This window comes from Brevundimonas sp. KH_025 (assembly GCF_057839885.1).
This window is the reverse complement of record NZ_CM174501.1, coordinates 874034-898819: the sequence shown is the minus strand read 5'-3', so window position 1 is coordinate 898819 and position 24786 is coordinate 874034. Positions and strand designations below refer to the sequence as shown.

General features: G+C 65.6%; 39 protein-coding genes. 4 read left to right on the top strand and 35 right to left on the bottom strand.

Annotation, left to right across the window (positions count from 1 at the left end; genetic code table 11):
- Positions 1–11 precede the first annotated feature (11 nt).
- The 3 genes from AC3IS2_RS04545 to AC3IS2_RS04535 all read right to left on the bottom strand — a co-directional run bounded on the left by AC3IS2_RS04545 (position 12) and on the right by AC3IS2_RS04535 (position 2304).
- A complete protein-coding gene (locus AC3IS2_RS04545; protein ID WP_489199463.1) occupies positions 12–464 on the bottom strand; it encodes a hypothetical protein in 453 nt (150 codons plus the stop codon).
- Between the two features lie 68 nt (positions 465–532).
- Positions 533–922 carry a VOC family protein gene (locus AC3IS2_RS04540; protein WP_489199462.1) on the bottom strand — a complete coding sequence of 130 codons (390 nt, stop codon included), beginning with the start codon at positions 920–922 and terminating at the stop codon, positions 533–535.
- 74 nt (positions 923–996) lie between these two features.
- Positions 997–2304: a replication-associated recombination protein A gene (locus tag AC3IS2_RS04535; protein ID WP_489199461.1), complete on the bottom strand. Its 1308-nt coding sequence runs from the start codon at positions 2302–2304 to the stop codon at positions 997–999.
- An 86-nt stretch (positions 2305–2390) separates the two neighbouring features.
- On the opposite strand from AC3IS2_RS04535, the gene AC3IS2_RS04530 reads away from it, so the two are divergent.
- Positions 2391–2810 (top strand): VOC family protein, encoded by a 420-nt coding sequence (locus AC3IS2_RS04530; RefSeq protein ID WP_489199460.1) that lies wholly within the window; start codon positions 2391–2393, stop codon positions 2808–2810.
- 31 nt (positions 2811–2841) lie between these two features.
- Complete coding sequence (locus AC3IS2_RS04525) at positions 2842–3252, top strand: VOC family protein (RefSeq protein WP_489199459.1); 411 nt, start codon at positions 2842–2844, stop codon at positions 3250–3252.
- A 147-nt stretch (positions 3253–3399) separates the two neighbouring features.
- Here the strand turns inward: AC3IS2_RS04525 and AC3IS2_RS04520 are convergent, their stop codons facing one another.
- Together AC3IS2_RS04520 and AC3IS2_RS04515 are read right to left on the bottom strand one after the other, a co-directional pair.
- Entirely contained in the window at positions 3400–4782 is a 1383-nt protein-coding gene (locus tag AC3IS2_RS04520) for a trypsin-like peptidase domain-containing protein (protein WP_489199458.1), read from the bottom strand.
- A gap of 256 nt (positions 4783–5038) precedes the next feature.
- Complete coding sequence (locus AC3IS2_RS04515; protein WP_489199457.1) at positions 5039–6268, bottom strand: alkaline phosphatase family protein; 1230 nt, start codon at positions 6266–6268, stop codon at positions 5039–5041.
- A 100-nt stretch (positions 6269–6368) separates the two neighbouring features.
- Between AC3IS2_RS04515 and AC3IS2_RS04510 the strand changes: the two genes are divergently transcribed.
- The gene (locus AC3IS2_RS04510; protein ID WP_489199456.1) at positions 6369–7292 is read left to right on the top strand and encodes an ABC transporter ATP-binding protein; all 924 of its coding nucleotides are present in this window, start codon (positions 6369–6371) and stop codon (positions 7290–7292) included.
- Positions 7282–8145, top strand: coding sequence for a hypothetical protein (locus AC3IS2_RS04505; protein WP_489199455.1), 864 nt, complete (start codon positions 7282–7284; stop codon positions 8143–8145). The genes AC3IS2_RS04510 and AC3IS2_RS04505 overlap by 11 nt, the downstream gene beginning before the upstream one ends.
- A gap of 16 nt (positions 8146–8161) precedes the next feature.
- On the opposite strand, the gene AC3IS2_RS04500 is transcribed toward AC3IS2_RS04505, so the two are convergent.
- From AC3IS2_RS04500 to rpsJ, 30 genes are all read right to left on the bottom strand, one after another.
- On the bottom strand, positions 8162–8632 hold the full coding sequence (locus AC3IS2_RS04500) for a GNAT family N-acetyltransferase (protein ID WP_489199454.1): 471 nt from the start codon (positions 8630–8632) through the stop codon (positions 8162–8164).
- Between the two features lie 39 nt (positions 8633–8671).
- A complete protein-coding gene (locus tag AC3IS2_RS04495) occupies positions 8672–9046 on the bottom strand; it encodes a DUF4180 domain-containing protein (RefSeq protein ID WP_489199453.1) in 375 nt (124 codons plus the stop codon).
- 81 nt (positions 9047–9127) lie between these two features.
- Positions 9128–9544, bottom strand: a complete 417-nt coding sequence (gene rplQ, locus AC3IS2_RS04490) for a 50S ribosomal protein L17 (RefSeq protein ID WP_292036869.1) — start codon at positions 9542–9544, stop codon at positions 9128–9130.
- A 117-nt stretch (positions 9545–9661) separates the two neighbouring features.
- Positions 9662–10681: a DNA-directed RNA polymerase subunit alpha gene (locus AC3IS2_RS04485; RefSeq protein ID WP_441456041.1), complete on the bottom strand. Its 1020-nt coding sequence runs from the start codon at positions 10679–10681 to the stop codon at positions 9662–9664.
- Between the two features lie 85 nt (positions 10682–10766).
- Complete coding sequence (gene rpsK, locus AC3IS2_RS04480; protein WP_292096022.1) at positions 10767–11156, bottom strand: 30S ribosomal protein S11; 390 nt, start codon at positions 11154–11156, stop codon at positions 10767–10769.
- 14 nt (positions 11157–11170) lie between these two features.
- The gene (gene rpsM / locus AC3IS2_RS04475) at positions 11171–11539 is read right to left on the bottom strand and encodes a 30S ribosomal protein S13 (RefSeq protein WP_489199451.1); all 369 of its coding nucleotides are present in this window, start codon (positions 11537–11539) and stop codon (positions 11171–11173) included.
- Positions 11540–11699: 160 nt separating this feature from the next.
- On the bottom strand, positions 11700–12428 hold the full coding sequence (locus AC3IS2_RS04470; protein WP_489199450.1) for an energy transducer TonB: 729 nt from the start codon (positions 12426–12428) through the stop codon (positions 11700–11702).
- Positions 12429–12491: 63 nt separating this feature from the next.
- Positions 12492–13052 carry an adenylate kinase gene (locus AC3IS2_RS04465; protein ID WP_489199449.1) on the bottom strand — a complete coding sequence of 187 codons (561 nt, stop codon included), beginning with the start codon at positions 13050–13052 and terminating at the stop codon, positions 12492–12494.
- 24 nt (positions 13053–13076) lie between these two features.
- Positions 13077–14453: a preprotein translocase subunit SecY gene (gene secY / locus AC3IS2_RS04460; RefSeq protein ID WP_489199448.1), complete on the bottom strand. Its 1377-nt coding sequence runs from the start codon at positions 14451–14453 to the stop codon at positions 13077–13079.
- Between the two features lie 147 nt (positions 14454–14600).
- On the bottom strand, positions 14601–15194 hold the full coding sequence (gene rplO / locus AC3IS2_RS04455) for a 50S ribosomal protein L15 (RefSeq protein WP_489199447.1): 594 nt from the start codon (positions 15192–15194) through the stop codon (positions 14601–14603).
- A 159-nt stretch (positions 15195–15353) separates the two neighbouring features.
- The gene (rpmD, locus tag AC3IS2_RS04450; protein ID WP_489199446.1) at positions 15354–15548 is read right to left on the bottom strand and encodes a 50S ribosomal protein L30; all 195 of its coding nucleotides are present in this window, start codon (positions 15546–15548) and stop codon (positions 15354–15356) included.
- Between the two features lie 5 nt (positions 15549–15553).
- Entirely contained in the window at positions 15554–16159 is a 606-nt protein-coding gene (gene rpsE, locus AC3IS2_RS04445) for a 30S ribosomal protein S5 (protein ID WP_207826425.1), read from the bottom strand.
- Between the two features lie 13 nt (positions 16160–16172).
- Positions 16173–16529: a 50S ribosomal protein L18 gene (gene rplR, locus AC3IS2_RS04440; RefSeq protein ID WP_207826423.1), complete on the bottom strand. Its 357-nt coding sequence runs from the start codon at positions 16527–16529 to the stop codon at positions 16173–16175.
- 3 nt (positions 16530–16532) lie between these two features.
- Positions 16533–17066 (bottom strand): 50S ribosomal protein L6, encoded by a 534-nt coding sequence (gene rplF / locus AC3IS2_RS04435; RefSeq protein WP_489199445.1) that lies wholly within the window; start codon positions 17064–17066, stop codon positions 16533–16535.
- 1 nt (position 17067) lies between these two features.
- Positions 17068–17466 carry a 30S ribosomal protein S8 gene (rpsH, locus tag AC3IS2_RS04430; protein WP_114818612.1) on the bottom strand — a complete coding sequence of 133 codons (399 nt, stop codon included), beginning with the start codon at positions 17464–17466 and terminating at the stop codon, positions 17068–17070.
- A 15-nt stretch (positions 17467–17481) separates the two neighbouring features.
- Positions 17482–17787: a 30S ribosomal protein S14 gene (gene rpsN / locus AC3IS2_RS04425; protein ID WP_431564608.1), complete on the bottom strand. Its 306-nt coding sequence runs from the start codon at positions 17785–17787 to the stop codon at positions 17482–17484.
- 19 nt (positions 17788–17806) lie between these two features.
- A complete protein-coding gene (gene rplE, locus AC3IS2_RS04420) occupies positions 17807–18367 on the bottom strand; it encodes a 50S ribosomal protein L5 (RefSeq protein ID WP_489199444.1) in 561 nt (186 codons plus the stop codon).
- Positions 18367–18675, bottom strand: a complete 309-nt coding sequence (gene rplX / locus AC3IS2_RS04415) for a 50S ribosomal protein L24 (protein WP_489199443.1) — start codon at positions 18673–18675, stop codon at positions 18367–18369. Before rplX ends, rplE begins: the two co-directional genes overlap by 1 nt.
- A gap of 1 nt (position 18676) precedes the next feature.
- A complete protein-coding gene (rplN, locus tag AC3IS2_RS04410; protein WP_021698481.1) occupies positions 18677–19045 on the bottom strand; it encodes a 50S ribosomal protein L14 in 369 nt (122 codons plus the stop codon).
- 18 nt (positions 19046–19063) lie between these two features.
- Positions 19064–19306, bottom strand: a complete 243-nt coding sequence (gene rpsQ / locus AC3IS2_RS04405) for a 30S ribosomal protein S17 (RefSeq protein WP_489199442.1) — start codon at positions 19304–19306, stop codon at positions 19064–19066.
- 10 nt (positions 19307–19316) lie between these two features.
- Positions 19317–19514 carry a 50S ribosomal protein L29 gene (gene rpmC, locus AC3IS2_RS04400; RefSeq protein ID WP_489199441.1) on the bottom strand — a complete coding sequence of 66 codons (198 nt, stop codon included), beginning with the start codon at positions 19512–19514 and terminating at the stop codon, positions 19317–19319.
- Positions 19514–19954, bottom strand: a complete 441-nt coding sequence (gene rplP, locus AC3IS2_RS04395; protein WP_431564612.1) for a 50S ribosomal protein L16 — start codon at positions 19952–19954, stop codon at positions 19514–19516. Before rplP ends, rpmC begins: the two co-directional genes overlap by 1 nt.
- A 6-nt stretch (positions 19955–19960) precedes the next feature.
- On the bottom strand, positions 19961–20707 hold the full coding sequence (gene rpsC / locus AC3IS2_RS04390) for a 30S ribosomal protein S3 (protein ID WP_431564613.1): 747 nt from the start codon (positions 20705–20707) through the stop codon (positions 19961–19963).
- Positions 20707–21087 (bottom strand): 50S ribosomal protein L22, encoded by a 381-nt coding sequence (rplV, locus tag AC3IS2_RS04385; RefSeq protein ID WP_105563636.1) that lies wholly within the window; start codon positions 21085–21087, stop codon positions 20707–20709. Before rplV ends, rpsC begins: the two co-directional genes overlap by 1 nt.
- 3 nt (positions 21088–21090) lie before the next feature.
- Positions 21091–21369, bottom strand: coding sequence for a 30S ribosomal protein S19 (rpsS, locus tag AC3IS2_RS04380; RefSeq protein ID WP_184272436.1), 279 nt, complete (start codon positions 21367–21369; stop codon positions 21091–21093).
- Positions 21370–21371: 2 nt separating this feature from the next.
- Positions 21372–22208 (bottom strand): 50S ribosomal protein L2, encoded by an 837-nt coding sequence (gene rplB, locus AC3IS2_RS04375; protein WP_296175986.1) that lies wholly within the window; start codon positions 22206–22208, stop codon positions 21372–21374.
- Positions 22209–22212: 4 nt separating this feature from the next.
- A complete protein-coding gene (locus AC3IS2_RS04370) occupies positions 22213–22518 on the bottom strand; it encodes a 50S ribosomal protein L23 (RefSeq protein WP_105563633.1) in 306 nt (101 codons plus the stop codon).
- The gene (rplD, locus tag AC3IS2_RS04365; RefSeq protein WP_105563632.1) at positions 22518–23156 is read right to left on the bottom strand and encodes a 50S ribosomal protein L4; all 639 of its coding nucleotides are present in this window, start codon (positions 23154–23156) and stop codon (positions 22518–22520) included. The genes AC3IS2_RS04370 and rplD overlap by 1 nt, the downstream gene beginning before the upstream one ends.
- Positions 23156–23890, bottom strand: a complete 735-nt coding sequence (gene rplC, locus AC3IS2_RS04360; RefSeq protein ID WP_489199440.1) for a 50S ribosomal protein L3 — start codon at positions 23888–23890, stop codon at positions 23156–23158. Before rplC ends, rplD begins: the two co-directional genes overlap by 1 nt.
- A gap of 23 nt (positions 23891–23913) precedes the next feature.
- On the bottom strand, positions 23914–24219 hold the full coding sequence (gene rpsJ, locus AC3IS2_RS04355) for a 30S ribosomal protein S10 (protein ID WP_105563630.1): 306 nt from the start codon (positions 24217–24219) through the stop codon (positions 23914–23916).
- Positions 24220–24786 lie beyond the last annotated feature (567 nt).

The window sequence follows — 24786 nt, the reverse complement described above, 5'->3', positions numbered from 1 at the left end:
CCGCCGAGCCTTTAGCGGAGGACGCCCTTCTTCGCCATGCTCCAGGCGTACCAGAGCAGGAAGGCGGCGATGACCACGATGCCGTAGGGCATCCATTCCATCATCTTCACCGCCTCCGGCAGCGGCGGCGGCGGATTGAGCGCCTTCTGATAGATCAGGCTGACCACCGCCCCGATCAGGGAGATGGCGAAGGCGTGAACCGCCCAGCGGCTGCGTGCGAGCAGCAGCAGGGACCCCAGAACCGCGCCCCAGACGCCCATGGCCCAGGGCACATACATCCACGCCGGCATGGCGTTGAAATAGGCCACCATGGCATCGTCGAAGCCCGCCTCGCGGAACCAGGCCTCGCCCCGCGTGGTGGTCTGGATGAAGTCGTATCCGCCGTAGCCGCTCCACAGCAACGACAGCACGCCCACCAGCCACAGGTGCCACGGCGTGCGTTGCGTTCTCAGAATGTCGGTCATGTTCCCTCCCCAGGTTGCCGATGGCGGGAGGCTACGCCCGAACCGTCATGCTTAACAATGAACGGTGATCAGGAACCCGCAACGCGCCACGGCGGGTTCATCCGGTTCTCGCCGGCCCGATAGAAGCACAGACGGTTGCCGTCGGGGTCACGCAGCCAGGCTTCGCGCCACAGCCAGGTCTGATCGACCGGATCATGATCGAACGCCACGCCCGCCGCCTTCAACGCCGCCACCCGCTCGTCCAGATCGGCGCACTCGAAATAAATCCCGACGCCGCCGGGCGTCACCCGATCGGTCAGGTGGACCGAAAAGGTCGCAGGCGCGCCTGATCCGTCGCCGGGGCAGAGGAAGCGGGCATAGTGGTCGCTGGATACGATCATCGTCAGACCCAGCCGCTGATAGAAGGCCTTGGCGCGCGGGATGTCCGTCGCTTCGACTGTGACCTGATTGAGATTCATGGCGTTAGGCGCTCACAACTGAGGTGGCGCTGGACTTGGGAACTCTACGGCCTCGCTTCAACGCCGCCTGCGTCTCAGCCTTCCTTTTGCCCCCGTTCTCGCAACGCCGCCCAGCGTTCCAGCCGCGCCTTGACCTTCTCCTCGTGGCCCTCGCCCTTGGGCTTGTAGAAGGTGCGGCGCTCCATCTCGTCGGGGAAGAAGTTCGCGCCCGAGAAGCCTTCGGGCGTCGAGGGATCATACTGATAGCCCTTGCCGTAACCGAGCGACTTCATCAGCTTGGTCGGGGCGTTGCGGATATGGGCGGGCGGCATCAGGGAGCCGGTCTCATGCGCCGCGCGCTTGGCCGCCTTGAAGGCCTCATAGACCCCGACCGACTTGGGCGCCGTGGCCAGATGGACGACGGCCTGGGCCAACGCCAGTTCGCCCTCGGGCGAGCCCAGGAAGTCGTAGGTGTCCTTGGCGGCGTTGGCGACCAGGAGAGACAGGGGGTCGGCCTGACCGATGTCCTCGACCGCCATCCGCACGATCCGCCGCGCCAGATAGAGCGGATCCTCGCCCCCGTTCAGCATCCGCGCCAGCCAGTAGAGCGCCGCATCCGGGTCCGACCCACGCACCGATTTATGCAGCGCGGATATGAGGTTGTAATGCTCTTCTCGACTCTTGTCGTAAGCGGGGGCGCGCTTCTGCAACACCCCGGCCAGGGCCTGAACATCCAGAGGCTCGCCTTCCGGAAGGTCAAACAGCACCTCCGACATGGTCAGCAGATAGCGGCCGTCGCCGTCGGCCAGGGCCAGCATGGCGTGGCGCGCTTCCGGCGTCAGCGGCAGAGGCCGATCCATCAAGGCGCTGGCCCGATCCAGCAGCTGATCCAGCGCCGCGTCGTCCAGACGTTTCAGCACATAGACCTGGCTCCGCGACAGCAGCGCCCCGTTCAGCTCGAAGCTGGGGTTCTCGGTCGTGGCCCCAACCAGGGTGACGACGCCCTCCTCGACGAAGGGCAGGAAGCCGTCCTGCTGGGCGCGGTTGAAGCGGTGGATCTCGTCCACGAACAGCAGGGTCTGCTGCCCCGCCGCGCGGCGCATCCGCGCGGCCTCAAACGCCTTCTTCAGGTCGGCGACGCCGGAAAAGACGGCGCTGATCGACTGGTATTCATAGCCCGCCGCCCTGGCCAGCAGCCGGGCGATGGTGGTCTTGCCGGTGCCGGGCGGCCCCCACAGGATCATGGAGCCGAGACGCCCGGCCTCGATCATGCGGCGGATCGGCCCGCCGGGTCCCAGCAGGTGGTCCTGGCCCACGACCTGATCCAGCGTCTGCGGGCGCAGACGGTCGGCCAAGGGGGCGTCAGGGGCGTGAATGCCGGAGGCTTCGAACAGATCGCTCATGGAACATGACAAGGATTGGGGAACGGCAGAGATAGGCGTTCGTTCAGCCGATTACACGCACTACTATCGGCCCGAACGGAGGAACCATGTCCGAAGCCCAGCCGAACCAGGGACCCGCCGACGGCGTCACGCCGCATCTGACCATTCCGTCGCGCGGCGGTCTGGCGGCGATCGAATTCTACGGCCGGGCCTTCGGCGCCGAGGAGATGATGCGGATGCCCGCCGAGGACGGCGAGCGGCTGATGCACGCCCACCTCAAGATCAACGGGGCCAGCGTCATGCTGGCCGACGAATTCCCCGAATGGACCGGCGAGGCCGACATCACCCCCAAGGGCGTGACCCTGCACCTTCAGGTCGATGATCCCGACGAATGGTGGAACCGCGCCCTGGTGGCGGGCGCCGTCCCGGTCATGCCGCTGGAAGACCAGTTCTGGGGCGACCGCTACGGCCAGGTCCGCGATCCCTTCGGCCACACCTGGTCCATCGGCGGCCCGAAGAAGGGATAAACTCAGTCTCGCAGAAAAGGAGACGCACAAGATGTCAGACACCGCCTATCCGCCGCTCAGCCCCTATCTGATGGTCAATCGCGGTCCAGAGGCGCTGGACTGGTATGCTCGCGCCTTCGGCGCCGAGGTGGTCGAGCGTTACGACATGGACGACGGCCGCCTGGGCCACGCCACCCTCAGCCTGAACGGCGGCTCGCTGATGCTGTCCGACGAGTTCCCGGAGATGGCCGAGATCATCGGCACGGCATCGCCCGAGACCCTGGGCGGCACGACCAGTTCGGTGAATCTGTCGGTCGACGACGTGGACCGCTGGTTCGACCGCGCCATCCAGGCCGGCGCGACCGCCCTGCGACCGCCCGCCGACGAGTTCTACGGCCGCCACGGCAAGCTGCGCGATCCCTACGGCCACGTCTGGCCCATCATCGGCCCGGGCAAGGGCTGACGAGCCTTTCCTCCCCATGTCATGGGGAGGTGGCGCGGCGCCGAAGGCGACGTGACGGAGGGGGCGACTCGACGGTTGATCGCTGTGTCGCCCCCTCCACCGCTGCGCGGTCCCCCTCCCCACAAGTGGGGAGGAAAGGCCGCTTCTCTACGGCAACCGCCCCGTCAGCTTGCGGCCGCCGCGCACGATGGTCAGTTCCGACCCGCGCTGCGCTCGGCCCAGGGCCGCGACCGAGGTCGCCGGGCGACCGTCCACCTGAACGATCAGGTCGTTGGGACGTAGGCCGATGCGGGCCGGGATGCTGTTGCGCTGCAGGCCCGTCACCACCACGCCGCTGGTGAAGGGATCGCCGCCGAGGCGGTCGGCCAGCGCCGGATTCAGCGCCACGCCTTGCAGACCCGCCAGCGCCCCCTGCCCCACGGTCGCGCCCTGCCCCGGCTCAGCCTCGCCCGGCAGGGTCGAGACGCGCGCGTTCAGAGTCTGGGTCTTGCCGTCGCGCAGGATGGTCACGGCCACCGTGTCGTTCGGCGAGCGGGTGCCGACGCGGAAGTTCAGCCCGCCCTGATCATTGATCTCGGCCCCGTCGATGGCGGTGACGACGTCGCCCTGCTCCAGCCCGGCGCGCGCGCCCGGTCCCTGCGGATAGACCTCGGTGATGATCAGGCCCTGCGGCCGCGACAGACCCAGGCTACGGGCGATGTCGGCGCTGACGGTGTCGCCCTTCACCCCCAGCCAGGGCCGCACCACGGCCTTGGCCCCGCCGGCGGCCGAATCGACCACCCGCTTCACCATCGTCGCCGGCACCGCGAAACCCACCCCGGTCGAGGAGCCTGTGCGCGAGAAGATGGCGGTGTTGATGCCGATCAGGTCGCCGTCCATGTCGACCAGCGCCCCGCCGGAGTTGCCGGGGTTGATGGCCGCGTCGGTCTGGATGAAGGAGCCGGAATCGCTGATCCCCGTCTCGGTCCGGTTCAGCGCCGAGATGATCCCCGTCGTCACGGTCTGGCCGACGCCGAAGGGGTTGCCTATGGCCAGGACCAGGTCGCCGACCTGCTGCTCCTCCTGATCGTCGATGCGCAGGACCGGCAAGCTGCCCTCGACGCCCTCCAACTGCAGCACGGCGATGTCGGAGCGCGAGTCCGCCAGCAGCACCTTGGCGGCGTATTCGCGTCGGTCATTCAGGGTGACGCGGATCTGCTGCATGTTCTCGATGACGTGGTTGTTCGTCACCACCACCCCGTCGGCGCGCACGATGACGCCCGAGCCGATGGAGCCGGACTGACGAACCGTCTGTCCGGTAAACATCGTCCAGTACGGATCGGCCCGCTCGCGTCGCAAAGCCGAGATATTGACCACGGCCGGCGCCGCCTCGCGCACCACGGGGGCGAAGCTGGCCTTCATCACCCCGGCGTCGCGCGGGGCCTGACGCGGCTGTTCGGCGAAGACCCCTTCCTGCGCCTTGGATGGTTGCGGCTGGCCGCAGGCGGACAGCATCAGGGCGGCGGCGATGGCCAGTCTGGAAGTCTTCATCTCGTCCCGGTCTTGTTCGGAAAGCTTAAGCGCCAGCCTATTCGGCCCCGGCTTTTCGACCGGATCAAGGCCGAGCAAGGCAGAGGTTGCGCGTGGCGATCAAACGAGCGTGACCTCCCGCGAGTTCCTCTCCCCCTCGTCATCCCGGAAGCCCGCAGGGCTATCCGGGACCGCAAGAAGCGGCACCGTCAGCGCCTTGGGCGGTCCCGGCTCTGCGCCTCGCTGCGCGAGGCTTCGGCCGTGATGACGAGAAGGATCAGCGCGTCGTCACCGGCAGCGTATCCTCCGCCCGACCGTCGCCGCGCGGCGCGTCCACGCCCAGCAGACGCGCCAGGAAGGGCTGCACGTCCACGCTGTCCAGATCACGCAGCCGCCGCCCCTGAACCACGCCCGGCCCGTGGGCGATGAAGATGGCCGCCATGTCCGGCGAGGCGTTGTCATAGCCGTGCGCCCCGCCCGGCTTGTTCATGGGACGCGCCCGTGTCGTAAAGGTCCAGCCCGGCTCGGACGCGCAGACGATGGCCGAGACGCGTGGGTTGGAGCCCAGGACGAAGCGGGCCGGGATCTCGCTCTTTCTCCAGCAATCCAGATGCGGGCGCGAACCCAGCAGCGCCGCCTCGACCTCGGCCTCGCGACCGGCGACCGGGTTCAGGAAGGTCACGGCGCCGGAATAGATGATCTGGATCGCCGCCGGGTCGATCAGGTCGTCGATCCAGGTCACGCGCTCGGGCGAGGTCGCGGCCATGCCGTGATCGGACACGATCACCAGCACAGTGCGCTCATACAGGCCGCGCGCCTTCAGCCCCTCGACCAGCCGGCCGATGGAGGCGTCGACCGAACGGATGGCCTCGGCGGTCTCGGGCGCGTCGGGCCCGTTGTGATGGCCCTGGGTGTCGACGATGTCGAAATAGAGGGTGGTCAGTTGCGGCCGCTGATCCGACGGCAGGTCCATCCATTGCAGCACGCGGTCCACGCGCGCGTCGCCGGGCATGCCTTGGTCGAATGTGGTCCAGTAGGTCGGGCGCACCCCGCGAATATCGGCTTCCGAACCCGGCCAGAACATGGTGGCGGTCTTCATTCCCGCCTTCTCGGCGGAGACCCAGATCGGCTCGCCCTGATCCCACCAGCGGCGGTCGGTGACGGCCTGCTTGTTGCTCAGCGAAAACCGGCCCAGTTCGGCGTCGACCATGTTGTTGCCGACGATGCCGTGGTGGTCGGGATGCAGGCCCGTCACCAGGGTATAGTGGTTGGGGAAGGTCACGCTGGGGAAGGACGGCCGCATCGGCCCCGTCGCCCCCTCGCCCGCCAGCCGCGACAGATTCGGCGTAATCCCCCGATCCATATAGTCAGCGCGGAACCCGTCGATGGAGACCAGCATGACCAGCGGGCGCTCAACAGCGACCTGCGGCTCGGGGGCCTGAACCGGCGTCGTGGCGCAGGCGCTCAGGAGCAGGGCCAGACACAGGCCCGCGACGCGAGAAAACATGGGGAACTCCGAAGCGACTTCGGGAAGATTGCCTAAGCTTAATCTACGACAGGCAGAAGACGGCTTGTCGGCTTATCCCCACCGGGCCAAGCTCCGCCGTATGACCGCTGTTATCGAAACGACCGGCCTGACCAAGACCTATGGCGCCGTGCGCGCCCTGGACGGGCTGAGCCTGAGCATCCCGCGCGGCGGGGTTTACGGCGTGCTGGGCCCAAACGGCGCCGGCAAGTCCACCCTGTTCCGCATCCTGCTGGGCCTGATCAGGCCTACCGCCGGAGAGGTCCGGGTGCTGGGCCAGCACGCGGGCGATCCCGCCGTCATGCGGCGCATCGGCTCCATGATCGAGACGCCGCGCTTCCCGCCCTACATGACAGCGCGTCAGGTGCTGGAATGGCTGGCGCTGGCGCACGGCATGGGAAAAGACGCCGCCATCGAGGCCTGGCTGGACCGGGTCGGCCTGACCGAGGCCGCCAACCGCAAGGTGCGCGGCTTCTCGGTCGGCATGTTGCAGCGCCTCGGCGTCGCCGCCGCCCTGATGACCAAGCCGGACCTCGTCATCCTGGATGAACCGACCAGCGGCATGGACCCGCCCGGCATTCAGGAGATGCGCGCCCTGATCCGCAGCCTGGCCGACGACGACGGCGTGACCATCATCCTGGCCAGCCACCAACTGCTCGAGGTCCAGCGCGTCTGCGACCGCGTGGCCATATTCAATCGCGGCAAGCTGGCCGCCGAGGGCAAGGTCAGCGAACTGACCGCGTCCGGCGAGCGCCTGCGCCTGGCGGCTACGCCCCTGGCTCGGATCATGGGCGTTCTGGGCGACAAGGGGTCGCTGGACGGCGACGCCGTTCTGGCCGCCATCCCGCGCGCCGAAGGCCCCACCCTGCTGCGCGCCCTGATCGAACAGGGCGTGGACATCGACGAGGCCCGCTGGGTCGGCGCCGATCTGGAAAGCGTCTTCATGGCCGAGACCGGCCCCGCGCGCACCGATGCTCAGGTCCGGGAGGCCCTCCATGCTGGCTGACGCCATCCGCTCCGAATCCTATCGCCTGTTTCGGAACCGCACCGCGGTCTTCTGGAGCGTCTTCTTCGTGCCGGTCGTCGGGCTGGCGATTTCGATCCTCAGCTTCTTCCTGGTCAAATCGAAGTCGGTGAAGGTGAACGGTCGCGAACTGCCCCCCGAAATGTCGAGCGGCGGGCCTCTGGATCTCGGCGCATCGCTGGTCAGCAACGCCGGCGACTTGGCCAATCCCGCCATCCTCGCCTTCCTGCTGATCGGCGCCGCCACCCTGTATGCCGGCGACTATCGCTGGGAGACATGGCGGCTGATCAGCGCCCGCAACAGCCGGCCGAACCTGCTGCTGGGCAAGGTCGGGGTGCTGAAGCTTCTGGCCCTGGCCGCCATGCTGACCTACCTGCTGATCGGTTCTGTCTCGGACGTGGCCCAGAGCATGGTCTTCGCCCGGCCGTTGACCTTCACCTTCAGCGGCGCCGAAGCAGGCCAGTTCGCCCTGCTGTTCCTGCTCTCCTTCGTGCGGGTGGTGCAGTTCCTGATGATCAGTCTGCTGGCCGCCACCGTGACCCGGTCGTTGCTGGCGGCCCTCTTCATCCCCCTGGTGCTGGGCGTGGGCCAGTTCTTCCTCGGCGGTCCGCTCGCGCCCGTACTGGGGCTGGAGCCGGGCGACTGGCTGACGCAACTGCTGATGCCTGCACTGGCGTTCGACACGCTCAAGACCCTGATCAAGGGCGGCATGGAGGCCGCCGCCCTGCCTGACGGCATGCTGATCAAGGCCATCGCCAGCCTGGCCCTGTGGACCTTCGCCCCCCTGGCCGCCGCCATCGCCTGGTTCAGCCGTCAGGACCTGTCGAAGGAATAGCGGTCAGGTCGAGAACCTAGAGCCGCTTCTCCATCCACACGTCGCAGCGCGCATAGGGCGTCGGCTGCGGCGGCAGGGCTACGAAGCCGAAGCGAGCATAGAGGGCCAGCGCCGGCGCCAGCGTCGAACTGGTCTCCAGATAGAGGCGGTGCGCGCCCGCGGCCCGGGCCGCCGCCTCGCAGGCCTCCAGCAGCCGCAACGCCAGCCCGCCGCCCCGCGCCTCGGGCTGCACGGTCATCTTCGTGACCTCATAGCCGCCGTCCGCCATGGCGATCAGGCCGCAGCAGCCGACCGGCACGCCGTCCCGCTCGGCAAGGAAGATATGGCCGCCACGGTTCAGGATCTGGCCCTCGGGATCGTCTAGGGTCAGATGGTCCTTGGCTTCCAGAGCGAAGCCGCCCGCCACCAGCCAGTCCGTGTTCAGCCGCTTCCAAGCGTCCCGATGGGCCGGGGTGAAGGCGACGATCTGATCTCGAAACGTGGTCATGGGGCCTGTATCGCGGCAAGGCCCGCCGCTGGCAACGGATCAGCCGACCGAGCGAGCCAATCGCTGTTCCAGCTCGGCCAGATCGGCGACGAACCAGACATGGGCACCTGCATTCGCCTCTCGGACGAAGTCGCGCAGGGCGTCGCTGGCCGCCACAGGGGCCGCGATGTCCCCGACCACGGCCAGCTTCAGGCGATAGTTGACGAACTTCTGCACGACCGCGCCCAGCACGCCCGTTTTCAACCGAAGGAAGTCCTCGGCCAGACGCGCGGTCGGCACGGCCACCCAGTCGGCCTCCTGCCCCCACAGCCGCCCCATCAGGTCCAGCGCGTCGGCCTCGCCTTCCAGGCGCGGACCGTCGCTGGCGCAGACGAACACCCGCCGGCCCGCCAGGGTCTCGATCGCGTCGTCCATCGCTCGCCCCCAACATCAAAAAGGGCGGCAGGTCCGAAACCCGCCGCCCTCTTTGTCATACACCGGAAACGGTGAAGCCTATCAGGCTTCGTCGCCTTCGATCGCATAGACCGGACCGGAGTCCAGGCCCTTGGCGGCGGTGTCGCGGTCGACGAACTCGATCACGGCCATCGCGGCGTTGTCGCCGTGACGGAAGCCGGCCTTCATGATGCGGATGTAACCGCCCGAACGTTCGGCGTAGCGCGGGCCGATCGTTTCGAACAGCTTGCCGACTTGCGGCACGTCGCGGACGGCGCTGATGGCCTGACGACGAGCGTGCAGGTCGCCCTTTTTAGCCAGCGTGACCAGCTTCTCGACGAAAGGACGCAGTTCCTTCGCCTTCGGCAGGGTGGTCGTGATCTGCTCGTGCTTGATCAGCGAGGCGGCCATGTTGGCGAACATGGCTTGGCGGTGGCTGACCGTACGGCCGAGCTTGCGGTAAGCGGCGCCGTGGCGCATCGGGGTCTCTCCTACTCAACCCTGGTTTCCGGCCCTATCTGAGGGGCGGGACCTGGGGCCTTTTCATTCTAACCGCCCCATCCGCGCCCCGAAGGGCGCTGGGCGGAGGGTTGATGATCAGATCTGGTCGTCGAACTTTTTGGCCAGATCTTCGATGTTTTCGGGCGGCCAGTTCGGCACGTCCATGCCGAGCGACAGGCCCATCGTCGCGAGAACTTCCTTGATCTCGTTCAGCGACTTGCGGCCGAAGTTCGGGGTGCGAAGCATTTCGCCCTCGGTCTTCTGGATCAGGTCGCCGATGTAGACGATGTTGTCGTTCTTCAGGCAGTTGGCCGAGCGGACCGACAGCTCCAGTTCGTCGACCTTCTTGAGCAGGGCCGGGTTGAAGGGCAGGTCGGGCTTGCCGTCCGTTGCCTCAACCGCCTTGGTCGGCTCGTCGAAGGTGATGAAGATCTGCAGCTGGTCTTGCAGGATGCGGGCGGCGTAAGCCACCGCGTCAACCGGCGAGACGGCACCGTTGGTTTCAACTTCCAGGATCAGCTTGTCGTAATCCATCGACTGGCCCTGACGGGTCGGCTCGACGCGATAGGCGACGCGCTTGACCGGCGAGTACAGGGCGTCGACGGCGATCAGGCCGATCGGCGCGTCTTCCGGACGGTTCAGTTCGGCGGCGACGTAGCCCTTGCCGTTCTGGACAGTCAGTTCCATGCGCACCGAAGCGCCGTCGTCCAGGGTGCAGATGACGTGGTCGGGGTTCAGAACCTCGATGTCAGCCGGGACTTCGATCTGGCCAGCCGTGACGACGCCGGGGCCCGTGGCGCGCAGAGTCATGCGCTTGGGGCCTTCGGCGTGCATGCGCAGCGCCAGTTGCTTGATGTTCAGGACGATGTCGACCACGTCCTCACGAACGCCTTCCAGCGACGAGAACTCGTGGACCACGCCGTCGATCTGGATGGCCGTGACCGCCGCGCCTTGCAGCGAGGACAGCAGAACGCGACGAAGCGCGTTGCCGAGCGTCACACCGAAACCACGCTCGAGAGGCTCAGCGACCAGACGCGCCTTGCGCAGCGGGTCGGAGCCGCCCTCGACTTGCGGCTTCTCGGGACGGATCAGCTCTTGCCAGTTTCTTTCGATCATAGAGTCCCTCGAACGGGTTTCGCCGGCTCCGCGCCCTCACGTTCAGGGCAGCCGGAACCGGCGGGAAAAGGGGTAGTCGGTTCGCTTAGACGCGGCGGCGCTTCGGCGGACGGCAACCATTGTGCGGCATCGGGGTGACGTCGCGAATGGTGGTGATCGTCATGCCGACGGCCTGAAGGGCGCGCAGAGCCGACTCACGGCCGGAACCCGGACCCGAGACGTTGACTTCCAGCGTCTTCACGCCGTGCTCAGCAGCCTTCTTGCCCGCGTCTTCGGCGGCCATCTGGGCGGCGTACGGGGTCGACTTACGCGAACCCTTGAAGCCCATGTGACCGGCCGACGACCAGGAAATAGCATTCCCTTGAGCGTCCGTGATCGTGATCATGGTGTTGTTGAAGGAGGCGTTCACGTGGGCGACGCCCGACGTGATGTTCTTGCGCTCGCGCTTCTTTACGCGACCCGGTTCCTTGGCCATCGATCAGCCCTCTCTTACTTCTTCTTGCCGGCGATCGGCTTGGCCGGACCCTTGCGGGTGCGGGCGTTGGTGTGCGTGCGCTGACCGCGGACCGGCAGGCCCTTACGGTGACGCAGGCCGCGGTAGCAGGCCAGGTCCATCAGACGCTTGATGTTCATCGACGTCTCGCGGCGCAGGTCGCCCTCGACGGTGTGGTCCTTGTCGATCGTTTCGCGGATCGACAGGACTTCAGCGTCCGTCAGCTGGTTCACGCGGCGAGCCGGCTCGATGCCGACCTTTGCGGTGATTTCCTTGGCGGCGTGCGCGCCGATGCCATGGATGTACTGAAGCGCGATTTCGACGCGCTTGTTGGTCGGAATGTTGACGCCAGCGATACGGGCCACGAGAATCTCCAGATACGCGTTTTCAGACGCAGAAACCGCTCCGGTCAACAGACCAGGAGCGTGTGCGCCCTTCGCGGAAGGCCGTTCTTATACAGGGGATTCTATTTCCGTCAATGCCGCCCTCTGAAGGCGCGCACGAAGCGTCCCGATGCCCCCCGCCTTAGGGCCAGAGCACGGCCACAGGGACCTCCTGCCCGTCCACCGGCGCGCCGTCGCGCGTGGGCGGCTGGAACCGGAAATAGGCTGACGCCTCAAGGGCGGCCTGGCCGAATCCCATGCCGGGCGGGGTTTCCTCGACCACACGACAGCCCTCCAGCCGCGTGTCGAGGCGGATCCGGCAGGACAGGACGGCCCGCCCCCCTGCCCTCTGGCGAAAGGCGGCGGGCGGATGAAGACGGCGCAACTCGCCCATCGTCGGACCGCGCAACAGACGGAACCGACCATCGCCGGCGCCGCGCCCCACGCCCGAACCGATTCCTCCGCCCTGCCCGGCGCCCTGCCCGCCCTGGCCAGGCCCCAGCGTGGGCGACGGCGACGGCGCGACGCCGATCACCAGCGGCTGCTCCGGCGCCGGACGCGACGGCGCCGTGATCTCGGGAGGTGGCTGAACAGGTCTGGGCCGCGCAGGCCGCACGATCGAGGGCGCGGAGGGCGCCCCGCCGCCTGCGGTCGGAGACGGCGTGCGCGGAGGCGGCGGAGGCGGAGGCGGCTCGGGGACAGGTTCCGGCCGCACGAGATCCACAAAGATCGTTGGATTGGGCGGCGTGAAGCGCCGCTCGGCCTGCACCTGCCCCAGCAGCGCAAAGAGGCCGAGATGGATCAGACCGACGACGCCTGCGACGCTGGAGCGCGCCAGGATGCGGCGGCGCGTCGTCGGTCTGTCGGTCAAGAGCGCCTCCTGAATGCGGTCGTCCGGACTTCAACGCCCGAACGCCGCTTCAGATCAGGCGTGTCAGGCGAGAGCGCCGTCGATGGCGGCGGCGACCGTGGCGATGTCGCCCATGCCGTCGATCTCGGTCAGCTTGCCCTGGGCTTCGTAATAGGGAAGCAGCGGGGCGGTCTGGCGGTTGTAGACGGCCAGACGGTCCTTGAAGGTCTCCGGATTATCGTCCGGACGGCCCTGCTCGGCGAAACGCTTGCCGATGCGCTCGGTCAGGGCCTGGTCGTCCACCTTGAGGCGGACGACGCGGTCGATCTTGGCGCCGCGCTTGGCCAGCATGGCGTCCAGGGCTTCGGCCTGGGCCACGTTGCGCGGGAAGCCGTCGAAGATGGCGCCGCCGGCGGCCTCGGCCTCAGGCAGGCGGTCTTCGATCAGGGCGATGACGATCTCGTCGGTGACGAGGTCGCCGCGCGCCAGGACGTCCTTGACCTTCAGGCCCAGCTCCGAGCCCGAGGCGATGGCCGCGCGCAGCATGTCGCCGGTCGAGAGCTGGATCATGCCGCGCTCTTCGACCAGCCGCTTGGCTTGCGTGCCCTTGCCGGCCGCGGGCGGCCCGAACAGGATCAGGTTCATCGTACGGGCTCCCCTACCCGATCATCAGCGGCGGGCGGGGGCGGAGCCGCCCCGGCCACGACCACGCAGCTTGGCCTTCTTGATCAGGCCTTCGTACTGGTGCGCCAGCAGTTGGGACTGAATCTGGGCCACAGTGTCCATCGTGACCGAGACCACGATCAAGATAGACGTTCCTCCGAAGTACAGGCTGTTGCCCATGCTGCTGACCAGGAACTCGGGCAGCAGGCAGACCGCGGTGATGTAGGCGGCGCCGATCACCGTCAGGCGCGTCAGCACATAGTCCAGATACTCGGCCGTGCGCTTGCCCGGACGGATGCCCGGCAGGAAGCCGCCGTACTTGCGCAGGTTCTCGGCCGTGTCTTCGGGATTGAAGGTGATCGAGGTGTAGAAGAAGCAGAAGAAGACGATCAGGAGCGCATACAGGATCATGAACAGCGGTTGGCCGTGCGTCAGCTGCGCCGTCACCAGAGGCAGCCAGCTCATCCACTCGGGAAGGTTGGCGTTGGCGGTGAAGGTGGCCACCGTCGTCGGCAGCATCAGCAGCGACGAGGCGAAGATGGCCGGAATGACGCCGGCGGTGTTCACCTTCAGCGGCAGGAACGAACGCTCGCCGCCCGTCATGCGGTTGCCTTCCTGGCGCTTCGGATACTGGATCAGAAGACGGCGCTGGGCGCGCTCCATGAAGACGATGAAGACGATCGTGGCCACGGCCAGGACGGCGATGAACAGCAGGGCGAAGACCGACATCTGCCCTTGCTGGGCCAGGCCCAGCAGGCGGGCGATGGTGGCGGGCAGAACCGCCACGATGCCGGCGAAGATGATCAGCGAGATGCCGTTGCCGACGCCGCGCGCCGTCACCTGCTCGCCCAGCCACATCAGGAACATGGTGCCGCCGGTCAGGGTCGTGACCGTCGAAATGATGAAGAAGATCCCGGGGGAATCGATCAGGCCGGCCTGGGCGTTCAGACCCGCGGCGATGCCGAAGGACTGGGCCAGGGCCAGGAACACCGTCAGGTAACGGGTGTACTGGTTCAGCTGCTTGCGGCCGCTTTCGCCGCCTTCCTTCTTCAGCTTCTCCCAGGGCGGGTAAACCGCGCCCATCAGCTGCACGATGATCGAGGCCGAGATGTACGGCATCACGTTCAGCGCGAAGACGGCCATCCGCTCGACCGCGCCGCCCGAGAACATGTTGAACATGTCCAGGATGCCGCGCTGGCCATCAGGGTTCTGGAAGAAGGCCAGGAAGGCCTCGGAATTGATGCCCGGAATCGGAACATAGGTGCCGATCCGATAGACCAGCAGCGCGCCCAGCGTGAACAGCAGGCGTTTATGCAGCTCGGTCGCTTTCGCGAACGAGCCCATGTTCATATTGGCGGCGAGTTGTTCAGCGGCCGAAGCCATTAGGCGGTCCCCACGACTATGCCCGTCGTCAGATAGGCGGAAAGCGGCGCTCTTGCGAGGGCCGCTTTCATGATTTTCGTCATCCCGGTGCGGACAATCCCGGCGAGCGCCGCATCAGCGACGCCCGCACAGGATGACGATATCGATTTAGGCCTTGGCTGCAGCGCGCTTGGCGCGGGCCGAGATCTTGTTGGCGTCGCCCAGCGGAGCCTTGGGAGCCGGAGCCTTGCCCTTGGCGGCGTTGCGCTTCTCGACGCGAGCAGCGGCCTTGGCTTCAGCGGCGATGCGCTGCTGCTCGACCGAACCGCCGGCGGCTTCGATGGCCTTGACGGCGCCGGCCGAGGCCGACCACACGACCAGGTTCAGCTTGGCCTTCAGTTCGCCTTCGCCCAGCACGCGGACGCCGTCCTTGACGCGACGGATCACGCCGGCGGCCACCAGGGCGGCGCCGTTGATCTCAGCCTTGGCGTCCAGCTTGCCGGCGTCGATGGCTTCTTGCACGCGCCACAGGTTCACTTCGGCCAGCTTCAGAGCGTTGGCGTTGTTGAAGCCGCGCTTCGGCATACGCATGTACAGCGGCATTTGACCGCCTTCGAAGCCGCCGATGGCGACGCCCGAACGCGACTTCTGACCCTTGACGCCGCGACCGGCGGTCTTGCCCTTGCCCGAACCCGGGCCGCGGCCGACACGCATGCGCTTCTTGTGGGCGCCTTCGTTGTCGCGGATTTCGTTCAGTTTCATATGCCTGATCCTTTCGGGTTCTAGCGCCAGGCCGCCAGGCGGCTCTGACTCGGCGTTGGAAAAATTGAAGGCCGCTTCTAAGCGGCCCGTCGCAGCATCGCAAGATGCTTCTTCAAAAGCGAAACGCCCTCCCCCGGGATCGGGAGAGGGCGCACCAGCTTATTTTTCGACCACTACCAGCATGTGGGCGACCTTGGCGATCATCCCACGAACCGAAGGGGTGTCTTCCAGCGTCGACTCACGGCCGATGCGGTTCAGACCCAGACCCGCCAGGGTGGCGCGCTGATCAGCCTTGCGGCGGATCGGGCTAGCCGTTTGGCGAACCGTGACGGTGGCTTTTTCGTTCTTGGCCATGTCTATCAGCCCTCGACAGCTTCGGGCGCCGAGGCGCCGTCGTTGCGGCGGCCCATCAGGTCAGCGACCTTCTTGCCACGCTTCGAAGCAACCTGACGCGGCGACGATTGAACCTTCAGAGCTTCGAAGGTCGCGCGGATCATGTTGTAGGGGTTCGACGAGCCGGTCGACTTGCCCACGACGTCCTGGACGCCGAGGGTTTCGAGGACCGCACGCATCGGACCGCCGGCGATGACGCCGGTGCCGGGAGGGGCAGCGCGCATCATGATCTTGCCAGCGCCCCAACGGCCGTTGCCGTCATGGTGCAGGGTGCGGTTCTCGCGGAGCGGAACGCGGATCATGGTCTTCTTGGCTTCTTCAGTCGCCTTGCGGATGGCTTCCGGCACTTCACGCGCCTTGCCATGACCGAAGCCGACCCGGCCCTTGCCGTCGCCCACGACCATCAGGGCCGCGAACGAGAAACGACGTCCGCCCTTAACGGTGGCGGCGACGCGGTTGATGTGCACCAGCTTTTCGACGATGTCCGAATCCGGGCCGTCGACAGCGGGAGCGTTACGGTCGCGGCGGTCGCGGTTCTGACCACCTTGTCCGCGTTGGGGTTCACGAGCCATGCTTCTCGATCCCTTAGAAGTTCAGGCCGGCTTCACGCGCGGCCTCCGCCAGCGCCTTGACGCGGCCGTGATAGATGTAGCCGCCGCGGTCGAAGACGACGTCCTTGACGCCCTTCTCGATGGCGCGTTCGGCGATCAGCTTGCCGATGAGAGCAGCTGCGGCGACGTCCGAACCCTTCGAGCCCTTGCCGCCTTCCAGCGACGAGGCGGCGGCCACCGTGACGCCCTGGGCGTCGTCGATGATCTGAGCCGAGATGTTCTTGTCCGAACGGAAGACCGACAGACGCAGACGACCGTTGGCGACAGCCTTGAGGCGACGACGGTTGCGTTCGGCGCGGCGCTTGGCTTGTTGTTGCAGAGAAAGAGCCATGACTTACTTCTTCTTGCCTTCCTTGCGCCGGACGGTCTCGCCCTGATAGCGCACGCCCTTGCCCTTGTAGGGCTCCGGCGGACGCAGCTTGCGGATGGTGGCGGCGATTTCGCCAACGACTTGCTTGTCATTGCCCGAGATCTTGATCTCGGTCTGCTTCGGCACGACGAAGGTGATGCCGGCCGGCGGCGCGACGTCGACTTCATGCGAGAAGCCGAGCTGCAGCGACAGAGCCTGCCCCTTCAGGGCGGCGCGGTAACCCACGCCGACCAGTTCCAGGGTCTTCTCGAAGCCGTCGGTGACGCCGACAACCATGTTGTCGACCAGGGTGCGCGACAGACCCCACATCGCGCGAGCGCGAGGCGTGTCCGAACGCGGGGTCAGCGACAGACCCTCTTCGCCCTGGGTGACTTCGATTTCGTCGGCCACGGTCCAGGTGCGTTCGCCCTTGGGACCCTTGACCGAGACGGTCTGGCCGTCGAGCGTGACAGTCACGCCCTTCGGCACAGCGATGGTTTTCTTGCCAATACGGGACATATCAGTAGACCCTGCAGAGGACTTCGCCGCCGACGTTAGCGTCGCGGGCGTTGGCGTCGGACATGACGCCCTTCGAAGTCGAAAGGATCGAGATGCCGAGGCCGTTCTTGATCGGCTTCAGATCGTTGATGGCCGAGTAGACGCGGCGGCCGGGCTTCGACACGCGAGCGATCTCAGCGATCACCGGCTGGCCGTCGAAGTACTTCAGCTCGATCTCGAACTGCGGGAACTCGCCGGGGTTTTGAACCAGCGAATAGCCGCGGATGTAGCCTTCGTCCTGCAGCACGTCGAGGACGCGCTGGCGCAGACGCGAGGCCGGGGTCAGCACCTTGGAACGCTTGCGGGTCGCCGCGTTCTTGATGCGAGCGATCATGTCGCTCAGGGGATCGTTGATCATCATATCTGTTCGCTCCCCTTACCAGCTCGACTTGGTCAGGCCGGGGATTTGCCCCAGGTTGCCCAGTTCGCGCATGGCGATCCGGCTCATCTTGAGCTTGCGGTAGAAGGCCCGCGGACGGCCCGTGACTTCGCAACGGTTGCGAATGCGGGTCGGGGCGGAGTTGCGCGGCAGCTCGGCCAGCTTCAGGCGCGCGTCGAAGCGCTCCTCCAGCGGCAGGCTTTCATCGTTGGCGGTCGCCTTGAGGGCGGCCCGCTTCGCGGCATACTTCGCAACCAGGGCCTTGACGGCTTCGTTACGGTTTACGGCGCTTTTCTTAGCCATTGTTCTCTTCCCTTCCCGCTCAGTTCTTGATGAACGGGAACTTGAACTCGGTGAGGAGAGCCTTGGCTTCCTCATCGGTCTTGGCCGTGGTGCAGACGACGATGTCCATGCCCCACATCTGATCGATCTGGTCGTAGTTGATCTCGGGGAACACGATGTGTTCCTTCAGACCCGTGGCGTAGTTGCCGCGACCGTCGAACGAGGTGCCCTTCAGACCACGGAAATCCTTCACGCGCGGCAGCGCGATCGTGATGAAGCGGTCGAGGAACTCGTACATCTGGGCGCCGCGCAGCGTGACCTTGCCGCCGATGACCATGCCTTCGCGCAGCTTGAAGCCGGCGATGGAGTTACGGGCCTTGGTGGCGACAGCCTTCTGGCCGGCGATGGCCGTCAGGTCCTTGAGGGCCGCGTTGGCCTTCTTGGAGTCGGCGACAGCTTCACCGATACCCATGTTCAGGACGATCTTGTCCAGCTTGGGGATCTGCATCTCGTTGGTGTAGCCGAACTGTTCCTTCAGGGCTGCACGGATGCGGGCCTGATATTCAGTCTTGAGACGCGGCGTGTACTTGGTGTCAGCCATTAGATGACATCTCCCGTGGTCTTGGCGAAGCGCACCTTGGCGTCGCCTTCGACCTTGAAGCCGACGCGGGTCGCCTTGCCGTTGGCGTCGGCGATCGCGACGTTCGACAGGTGAAGCGAGGCTTCCTTGTTCTTGATGCCGCCTTGCGGGTCAGCCTGGGTCGGGCGCGTGTGGCGCTGAACCATGTTGACGCCTTGCACGACGACGCGGTTTTCGGTCGGGAGGACGCGGAGCACCTGGCCGGTGCGACCCTTGTCCTTGCCGGTCAGGACGACGACTTTGTCGCCCTTTTTGATCTTGGCGGCCATGTTACAGGACCTCCGGAGCCAGCGAGATGATCTTCATGTGGTTCTTGGCGCGCAGTTCGCGGGGAACCGGGCCGAAAATCCGCGTGCCGACAGGCTCGTTCTGCTTGTTGACGATGACGGCAGCCGACTTGTCAAAACGAATGACCGAGCCGTCCTTGCGCTGGATGTCCTTGGCGGTGCGCACGACGATGGCGCGAACAACGTCGCCCTTCTTCACGCGGCCGCGCGGGATAGCTTCCTTCACCGAGGCGACGATAGTGTCGCCCACCGAGGCGTAGCGGCGCTTAGAGCCGCCCAACACCTTGATGCACATGACCCGGCGAGCGCCCGAGTTATCGGCCACCTCCAGGTTAGTTTGCATCTGGATCATGGGATCCGATCCTTTTCTTTAGGAAGCCGAGGCGGGGGAAACGACTTCCCAACGCTTCAGCTTGGACTTGGGGGCGCACTCGACGATGCGCGCGAGGTCGCCGACTTTGAGGCCGTTGGCCTCATCGTGAGCGTGGTACTTCTTGGACAGGCGAACCGTCTTTTTCAGGACCGGGTGCAGCAGAGTGCGCTCGACCTTCACGACGACGGTCTTGTCGCCCTTGTCGGACACGACCACGCCTTCGAGAATACGTTTGGGCATAGGTGTTTCCTTAAACCGCCGCGCGCTTCTCACGCAGAAGCGTGGAGATGCGGGCGATGTCCTTGCGCACTTCCGAGACCCGATGGGTCTTTTCCATTTGGCCGGTGGCGGCCTGGAAGCGCAGGTTGAACTGTTCCTTCTTGAGCTTCAGCAGCTCGTCGGCCAGTTGATCGGGAGTTTGACCCCGGAGATCAGCGATCTTGGTCATCAGGCGGCTTCCTCGAGATGAGCAATGCCGGCGTCGAGGCGGGTGACCACCTTGGTGCGGACCGGCAGCTTGGCGGCGCCGAGGCGCAGCGCTTCGCGAGCCACATCGTCCGGCACGCCGTCGATTTCGAACAGGATGCGGCCCGGGTGGCAACGCGCGGCCCAGTGGTCCACGGCGCCCTTGCCCTTACCCATCCGGACTTCAGCCGGCTTGCCCGTGACGGGCAGATCCGGGAAGACCCGGATCCAGACGCGGCCCTGACGCTTCATCTGACGCGTGATCGCGCGGCGAGCCGCTTCGATCTGGCGAGCAGTGATGCGCTCCGGTTCCACCGTCTTCAGGCCGTAGGAGCCGAAGTTCAGCGAGAAACCACCCTTGGCTGCGCCATGGATGCGGCCCTTGAAGGCCTTGCGGTACTTGGTCTTTTTCGGTTGCAACATGGCCTATCAGCCCTCACGACCACGGCGCGGACCGCGATCACCGCGGGGGCCGCGCTCACGGCCTTCGTTGGACGACGGACCCGAGGCTTCCTGGGCCCAGCGCTTGTCCTGAGCCATCGGGTCGTGCTCGAGCACTTCACCCTTAAAGACCCAGACCTTCACGCCAATGATGCCGTAGGTCGTCTTGGCTTCGTAGAAGCCATAGTCGATGTCGGCGCGCAGCGTGTGCAGCGGCACGCGACCTTCGCGGTACCACTCCATACGAGCGATTTCAGCGCCGCCCAGGCGACCCGAGACGTTGATCCGAACGCCCTTGGCGCCCAGACGCATCGCCGACTGCATCGAACGCTTCATGGCGCGACGGAAGGCGATCCGGCGCTCCAGTTGCTGTGCGATGTTTTCAGCGATCAGCTGCGCGTCGGTTTCCGGCTTGCGGACTTCGACGATGTTCAGGTGAACTTCGCCTTCGGTGCGAGCCGAGATGTCCTTGCGGAGCTTCTCGATGTCAGCGCCCTTCTTGCCGATCACGACGCCCGGACGGGCGGCATAGATCGTCACGCGGCACTTCTTGTGCGGACGCTCGATGATGATGCGCGACACGCCGGCGGCGACCAGACGTTCCTTGAGCCACGTGCGCAGCTTCAGGTCCTGGTGCAGCAGGCGGGCGTAGTCGGCGCCGCCGGCGAACCAGCGGCTGTCCCACGTGCGGTTCACGCCAAGGCGCAGACCGACCGGATTGATTTTCTGTCCCATCAGGCGGCCTCGCCGGCTTCACGGACCACGATCGTGATCTCGCTGAACGGTTTCAGGATGCGCGACGAGCGACCACGAGCGCGGCTCGCGAAGCGCTTCATCACCAGGTTCTTGCCCACGAAGGCCTCGGCGACGACCAGGTTGTCGATGTCGAGGTTGTGGTTGTTTTCGGCGTTGGAAACGGCCGAATACAGGACCTTGCGGACGTCGGTGGCGATGCGCTTGCGGCTGAATTCAAGCTCGTTCAGCGCCTTCTGAACCGGCAGACCGCGGATCGAAGCGGCGACCAGGTTCAGCTTTTGAGGGCTGATGCGAACGTTGACCAGCTTGGCGCGAGCCTCGGTGGCGCCGACGCGGCGGGGGTTGTTGGACTTGGCCATCAGTTACTTCCTTTTGGCCTTCTTGTCCGCTGCGTGACCCGGGAAGTTCCGGGTCGGAGCGAACTCGCCAAACTTCATGCCGACCATGTCTTCGTTGACCATCACCGGCACGTGCTTCTGGCCGTTGTGGACGCCGAACGTCAGACCGACGAACTGGGGCAGGATGGTGGAGCGGCGCGACCAGGTCTTGATCACGTCCTTGCGACCCGACGTTTGAACGGCGTCGGCCTTCTTGAGCAGATACCCGTCGACAAACGGGCCTTTCCAGGAGGAGCGGGCCATTCTTAGCGAGCCTTCTTCACGTGGCGAGTACGGATGATGAACTTATCCGTAGCCTTGTTCTTGCGGGTGCGGGTGCCCTTGGTGTCCTTGCCCCACGGCGTAACCGGGGTACGACCACCAGAGGTCCGGCCTTCACCACCACCATGCGGGTGGTCGATCGGGTTCATGGCGACGCCGCGAACGTGCGGACGCCAGCCCATGTGACGAACGCGACCGGCCTTGCCGAGGTTCTGGTTCATGTGGTCGGGGTTCGAAACCGCGCCCACCGTGGCCATGCAGGAGTCCAGGACCATGCGCAGCTCGCCCGAGCCGAGACGGATCTGGGCGTAGCCCTGATCGCGGCCGACCAGCTGAGCGTAGGCGCCGGCCGAACGAGCCAGCTGAGCGCCCTTGCCCGGCTTCATTTCGATGTTGTGGATGATCGTACCCACCGGCATCGAACGGAGCGGCATGGCGTTGCCCGGCTTCACGTCGGTCTTTTCGCCCGCGATCACCGTGTCGCCGGCCTTAAGGCGTTGCGGCGCGATGATGTAGGTCTTCTCGCCGTCGGCGTAGGTCACCAGAGCGATGAAGGCCGTGCGGTTCGGATCGTATTCCAGACGCTCGACCGTACCGATGGCGTCGAACTTGCGACGCTTGAAGTCGATCTTGCGATACAGGGTCTTGGCGCCGCCGCCGCGGAAGCGGACAGCGATACGACCGCCAGCACCGCGACCGCCGGACTTCGTCAGGCCTTCGGTCAGCGACTTCTCGGGACGGCCCTTGTGGAGCTCGGACCGGTCGACCAGCACCAGGGCGCGGCGGCCCGGCGACGTCGGATTGTAGGTTTTCAAGGCCATTTGCTTAGAGCCCCGTCGTGACGTCGATCGACTGACCATCGGCCAGCGTCACGATCGCTTTCTTGATGTCCACGCGGCGACCGAGGATGCCCCGGAAGCGCTTGGTCTTGCCCTTTTGAACCAGGGTGTTGACCTTGAGGACGTTGACTTTGAACAGGCTTTCGACCGCAGCAGCGATCTCGTCCTTGGTCGCCGTGCCGGCGACGCGGAAGACAACCTTGTTCTGCTCCGACAGGATCGTGGCTTTTTCCGTGATGATCGGAGCCAGGATGGTGTCGTAGTGTTTGGCGGTGGGTTGAGCGGCGGCCATTATGCGGCTTCCTTCTCAGCGAAGCGCGCCTCGATGGCTTCAACAGCCGCCTTGGTCAGCACCAGTTTGTCGGCCCGCAGGATGTCATAGACGTTCAGGCCGGCGTTCGGCAGCACGTCGATGTGCGGGATGTTGCGAGCGGCCAGGCCGAAGTTGGTTTCGACTTCCGGACCCGCGATGATCAGAGCCTTGGTCCAGCCGAGCTTGCCGAAGGTCTCGCGCAGCGAGGCCGTCTTGGCTTCCTTGACCGAAACGCTGTCGACCACGATCAGATCGCCGGCCTTGACCTTCGAGCTGAGGGCGTGACGCAGAGCCAGGGCGCGGACCTTCTTCGGCAGCGAGTAGCCGTGGTCGCGAACGACCGGACCGAAGGCGCGCGAACCGCCGACGAACTGCGGTGCACGGCGCGAACCGTGACGAGCGCCGCCAGTGCCCTTTTGCTTGTACATCTTCTTGCCCGTACGAGAGTTCTCGTTGCGGGTTTGAACCTTGTGCGTACCGGCGCGGCGCTTGGCCAGCTGCCAGTTGACGTAACGGGCCAGCAGGTCGCCGCGGATGTCGGAGATGCCGAAGACGGCTTCCGACAGCTCAACGTCGCCAGCAGCCTTGCCGTCGAGTTTGATGACCGAGAGTTTCATTACGCTTCACCGCCTTCGGTCGCTTCGACAGCCGGGGTCGCAGCGGGTTGAGCAGCCTTGGTCGACTTGACGGCGCCCGGGAACGGGGCGTCAGCCGGACGAGCCTTCTTAACGGCGTCGCGAACCTTGACGTAGCTGCCGTCGTGACCCGGGACAGCGCCCTTGATCAGGATCAGGCCACGCTCGGCGTCCACGCGGACGACGGTCAGGTTCTGCTGGGTGACGACTTCCTGGCCATAGTGACCAGCCATCTTCTTGCCCTTGAAGGTCTTGCCCGGATCTTGACGTTGGCCGGTCGAACCGTGCGAACGGTGAGACACCGACACGCCGTGGGTGGCGCGCAGACCGCCGAAGTTCCAGCGCTTCATGGCGCCGGCGAAGCCCTTACCGATGGTTTCGCCCTGGATGTCGACCTTTTGGCCCGCCAGGAAGTGATCGGCCGACAGTTCGGCGCCCACGTCCAGCAGACCTTCCGCGTCAACGCGGAACTCGGTCACATAGTGCTTAGGTTCAACCTCGGCCTTGGCGAAAACTTCGCGCTGAGCCTTGTTGGTGTTTTTTGCCTTCTTGGTTCCGGCGCCCAGTTGCAGGGCGACGTAGCCGTCCCGCTCTTGAGTGCGCTGACCCACGACCTGACAGCCATCAAGCTGCAGAACCGTGACCGGGATGTGCGCGCCGTCTTCAGCGAAGACGCGCGTCATACCCAGTTTCTTGGCGATCACGCCCGTACGCATGTCGGATCCCGCCTCTTTCTTTCTTAAATCTTGATCTCGACGTCCACACCGGCCGACAGGTCGAGCTTCATGAGCGCGTCCACGGTTTGCGGGGTGGGGTCGATGATGTCGAGCACGCGCTTGTGCGTGCGGATTTCAAACTGCTCACGCGACTTCTTATCGACGTGCGGCGAGCGGTTCACGGTGAACTTTTCGATCAGGGTCGGCAGCGGGATCGGACCACGAACGGTCGCCCCGGTGCGCTTGGCGGTATTGACGATCTCGCGCGTCGAAAAGTCGAGGACGCGATGATCGAAGGCCTTGAGCCTGATGCGGATGCTTTGATCCATATCGGTTGTTATTCCCAAGCGGTCGGAACCGCGTCCCTGTGAACCATTTCAAAGACCGAAGCCTCGGGGCAGAGCCCCCAAGGAACGCAAATCCGCAAAAACGATTGGCCCACGCAGAACTCCGCGAAGGCCATAAAGTCCCAAGAATGCTGCAAAGAACAGTAACTTAGGTCGTCCCTGCGAACCGCGTCTGCACCCGAAGATGCACAGCCGGTCCAACAAGAGGGGCGCTTATGCCCTTCGATTCCTTTTTCGTCAAGCGCTGAAACCGCCGCGTAGCAAGGGTTTGAGACTCATCCCCTCCCTGCCGCCGGTCGCACCCGTCGGCCGCTATATATAGGGGACATCGCAGCACGATCATGGTCGCCGCTTAACGTCTGAGGCGAAAACTGGGCCACATGACAGCCCCGTTAAGGGTCTGCCGCAATGCCGCTCCGCGTCGCGACGCAAACATGCCGCAATGCGTCACACATCGGCAACATCGCCCTCAAACCGCTGAAAGATGACAAGTTCGTTACAGCAAAGGGCCGAATGGAGGCCTATCTGCGCAGTCCCGCCGCGGTGCGA